Annotated in this window: 5 protein-coding genes; 4 read left to right on the top strand and 1 reads right to left on the bottom strand. The window is 53.3% G+C overall.

Annotation, left to right across the window (positions count from 1 at the left end; all coding sequences use genetic code 11):
• From GZ1_RS11145 to GZ1_RS11130, 4 genes are all read left to right on the top strand, one after another.
• Positions 1–600: DUF445 family protein (locus GZ1_RS11145; protein ID WP_157074366.1), on the top strand; the 600-nt coding region annotated here is incomplete at its 5' end.
• A gap of 71 nt (positions 601–671) precedes the next feature.
• Positions 672–1031 carry a YlbF/YmcA family competence regulator gene (locus GZ1_RS11140; protein ID WP_013146245.1) on the top strand — a complete coding sequence of 120 codons (360 nt, stop codon included), beginning with the start codon at positions 672–674 and terminating at the stop codon, positions 1029–1031.
• A gap of 133 nt (positions 1032–1164) precedes the next feature.
• Complete coding sequence (locus GZ1_RS11135; protein ID WP_015374026.1) at positions 1165–2028, top strand: Cof-type HAD-IIB family hydrolase; 864 nt, start codon at positions 1165–1167, stop codon at positions 2026–2028.
• A gap of 214 nt (positions 2029–2242) precedes the next feature.
• On the top strand, positions 2243–3748 hold the full coding sequence (locus GZ1_RS11130) for a coproporphyrinogen III oxidase (RefSeq protein WP_060788490.1): 1506 nt from the start codon (positions 2243–2245) through the stop codon (positions 3746–3748).
• Between the two features lie 37 nt (positions 3749–3785).
• On the opposite strand, the gene GZ1_RS18315 is transcribed toward GZ1_RS11130, so the two are convergent.
• Positions 3786–3936, bottom strand: a 151-nt coding sequence (locus GZ1_RS18315) for a YhzD family protein (RefSeq protein ID WP_157074365.1), incomplete at its 5' end; no start/stop codon positions are given.

Genomic DNA, 3936 nt, shown 5'->3' with positions numbered 1-3936 from the left:
AGCGAGGAGGGAAAGCAGCAGATTTCCAGCATGATCGAGCGTTTTTTCCAAGAGCGCGGGATGGTTGGAAATATGCTGCAGATGCTGCTTGGCAATGTCCATTTCGTCGATAAGGTGCAGGCGGAGCTCGGTAAATTTTTGCGCCATGCTGGCACAAGAGAGGTGCTCTCCCGCCTTCTTTGGACGGAGTGGAACAAATGGTTGGACTATCCGCTCGCAACCGTGGAAGAGATGATCGGCCGCCGGCGCATCGATGAAGCGGTGCGGTCGGCTGCCCGCCGCTTGGTGCAAAGCGGCGGATGGCTGAACCGTCCGCTTGCCGAACTGCTCGCCCCATACGAACAGCCCTTGTTTGGTCGTCTCATCCCGCAGGCGGCGGAAGCAGCCAGCCGCCTGCTTAGCGGCAAGATTGAGGCAATCGTGGCGCAGCTTGGGCTTGAAGATATCGTCCGTGAACAAGTAGAGTCATTTTCGTTGCAACGGTTGGAAGCGATCATTTTATCGATCGCCCGCCGTGAACTAAAGATGATTACGTATTTGGGCGCCTTGCTTGGCGGGCTGATCGGCGCCGTTCAAGGCGTCATTGGCTTATGGCTGTAGGCTGTGGCATATCGCCGTCAGATGGCGCATACGTTAGAACGTGAACGATATTCGTATAGGAGGCTCTTTTTATGTCTGAACCCCTTCATGCGCTCGCTAGACAGCTTGAGCAGGCGATTCGGGCGAGCGAGCCGTTTCAGCAGCTGAAACGGGCATACGAAGATGTCCGCCGAGATGAAATCGCCTATCGAATGTTCGCGAATGTCCGCGACATCCAGCTTCGGCTCCATGAAAAACAGATGCGCGGGGCGGCCATTTTGCCTGATGAAATCGAACAGGCGCAAAAGGCGATGGCGCTCGCCCAGCAAAACGAGAAACTCGCCCGCCTGATGGCGCTCGAGCAGCAAATGAGCATAACCATTGCCGAGGTTCAGCAAATCGCCATGAAGCCGCTTGAGGAGTTGCACCGTTCATTCATGGAAGGAAGATAGGAAAAACACCCGGTCGGGTGTTCTTTTTTTGTCCGTTTCGTCATAGTCATGAAAATGATAAGGAATGCAAAGCCGCCGCCAGCTTGCTGGCGGCGGCAAGAGAGGTTGAGACGGACAAAAGGGGGAGACAGCCGTGTATAAGCTGTTGGCGCTCAACATTGACGGAACGATTTTAAAAAACAACGGCCGCCTGCCGCGCGAAACGAAAGAGGCGGTCGACTATGTGAAGAAAAAAGGAGTTTATGTTACGTTAATCACGAGCCGCAATTTGCTTTCCGCCCGCAAAGTGGCGAAAGCGCTGCGGCTTGATGGGATGCTCATTGCATTCCAAGGAGCGATGATTGCCAGAACGCTTGATGATAGGCTGTTTGACGCCGTGATCCCTGAGGAGCGGACGTTTAATATCGTGCAAATTTTGGAAAACTTCAACTGCAACATCCGCCTCATGCATGAGCGGTATTCGCTCGGCAATCGGAAGAAAGTGAAGAAAAACCTTGTCGTGCAAACGGTTCTCTCCTCAAGCGACCCGTTTTTCTATCCGACCCAATTTGTCGACTCGCTTGGCGACGTGTTGATGGACGAACCGATCGCTGTGCCGAAAATTGATGTATATTTTGCTACAGACGAAGAGAGGGATGCAGCGGCCGCTTTATTGACGAAATCGATTCCGTCCATTGATATGATTATGCAGCCAAACGGAAAAATGGAAATTGTCCCGCAAGGAGTGTCTAAACTAGCGGGGTTGCGCCGGTTGGCTCAACATATCGGCGTATCGTTGAAAGAAACGGTGATGATCGGTGACGGCCTTGACGATTTGCCGGCGATTGAAGCGGCTGGGCTCGGCGTCGCCATGGGGAACGCGCCGCTTGAGGTGAAGCGGGCGGCCGACTGGGTGACGCGTTCGAACGAACAGCTCGGCGTCGCCTACATGGTGAAAGAACATTTCCGCAAACAGCAACGGATCGAGTTTTTGCAAAAACTCAAAACGAAACAGTAAGAAGCTTGAGCGGGGAGCGAACCGTGAGCGGACAACTGGCGCTTGCCGTTTTCACGAAAATCATAAAAATGAGGCCGGAGCGAATGCCCGGCTTTTTTAATCTAGTTGGCCGGGCGGGAGTCATTTCCATAAAGTCGGTGGCAAAGGTGCATTCTTCCGCTTGACGAAGGAAACAGCCGTTCAGTACACTGAAAGAAGTTTGAAAGAAAAGGTGATGAACGTGCGGATCGAAATTCAAGGACTGCCGCATCCGGAACGGTTTCAGCGCCCGCTCGAAGTGATGACCGAGCTGTTCTTCGAAGCGCCGGAGCTGTCGTTCGCGCCGCTTCCCGAGGCCGATATGGCCGCTATGTTTTCCGTCAAGGAAGACGGGTGCATCGCTGTTTCTGGGACGCTTCTCGACAAGACGTCCGGGCGCGTGGAGGAAGCGCGTCATGAATGCAGCACGCCGGCGGATGCTGACGGGAAAACGTACGAAAAACAGCTGAAAAACGCCGTTTTGCATGTCTATTTGACGTTGCTTGAGCGTTCTACCGGCCTCATTCAGCCGTGGGGCGTGCTGACCGGCGTGCGTCCGGTCAAGCTGCTTCATCAGCTTTTGCGCTCAGGCCTTTCGAAAGAAGAGGCGCACCGGAAGCTGGCTGAAGAGTATTTAGTGACAAACGAAAAAATCGAATTGATGCAAGCGATCGTGGACCGCCAGCTCACGGTCGTGCCGGATTTGTACGATTTGGCCCACGAAGTGAGCATCTATATCGGCATTCCATTTTGCCCAACGAAATGCGCCTATTGCACATTTCCGGCGTACGCCATCAACGGCCGCCAAGGGTCGGTCGACGCCTTTTTGGCCGGCCTTCATTACGAAATGGAGGCGGTCGGCCGCTTTTTGCGCGAGCGCGGCATCCGCATCACAACGATTTACTACGGCGGCGGGACGCCGACGAGCATTACGGCCGACGAGATGGACCGGCTGTACGCTCATATGTATGACGTATTTCCAGACGTCGACCGCGTCCGCGAAATCACGGTCGAAGCCGGGCGTCCGGATACGATTACGCCGGAGAAGCTCGAAGTGTTGAAAAAATGGCGGATCGACCGCATCAGCATTAACCCGCAATCCTACATTCAGGAGACGTTAAAAGCGATCGGGCGCCATCATACCGTTGAAGAAACGATTGAGAAGTTCCACTTGGCGCGGCAGATGGGGATGAACAACATCAACATGGACTTAATCATCGGACTGCCGGGCGAAGGGCTTCCAGAGTTTACGTATACGCTTGAACAGACGGAACGGCTTCTGCCCGAGTCGCTGACCGTTCATACGCTGTCGTTCAAGCGGGCGTCGGAAATGACAAAGAACAAACAAAAGTACAAAGTCGCCAGCCGCGAGGAAGTGCAGGCGATGATGAAGGCGGCCCAAGAATGGACAAAGGAACACGGTTATGTCCCTTACTATTTGTATCGACAAAAAAACATTCTCGGCAACCTTGAAAACGTCGGCTACGCGCTGCCGGGGAATGAGAGCATCTACAACATCATGATTATGGAAGAGCAACAGTCGATCATCGGCCTTGGCTGCGGGGCATCAAGCAAATTCGTTGATCCGAAAACGCGGAAAATCACCCGCCAGGCGAACCCAAAAGAGCCGAAAGTGTACAACGAGCATTTCGCCGAATATACGGAAGAGAAAATCAATATATTAAAGGAAATATTTGGATAAATAACAACATCCCGGGAACAACCCCGGGGTGTTTTGATTAGCGGTGAAATAAAATGAGCTTGCCGCTCGCATTGACGCAACGGTGTGTTTTGTCCCAACAGCCGCGCTCGCGCAGCTTTTGTTCACCGATTTTTTTCGCTTCTTCATCATTGGCGGCTTCAAACGTTTCATCGAGCAATTTTTCCCCG

It is taken from the genome of Geobacillus zalihae NBRC 101842, assembly GCF_001544135.1.
GTDB lineage: Bacteria > Bacillota > Bacilli > Bacillales > Anoxybacillaceae > Geobacillus > Geobacillus zalihae.
The sequence above is the reverse complement of the archived record's forward strand: the minus strand, read 5'-3'. Positions and strand labels throughout refer to the sequence as shown.

Excerpts from the sequence above, each read along its gene's own strand:
- GZ1_RS11130 (WP_060788490.1), top strand. The coding sequence starts at position 2,243 with ATGAACGTGCGGATCGAAATTCAAGGACTGCCGCATCCGGAACGGTTT.
- GZ1_RS11140 (WP_013146245.1), top strand. The coding sequence starts at position 672 with ATGTCTGAACCCCTTCATGCGCTCGCTAGACAGCTTGAGCAGGCGATT.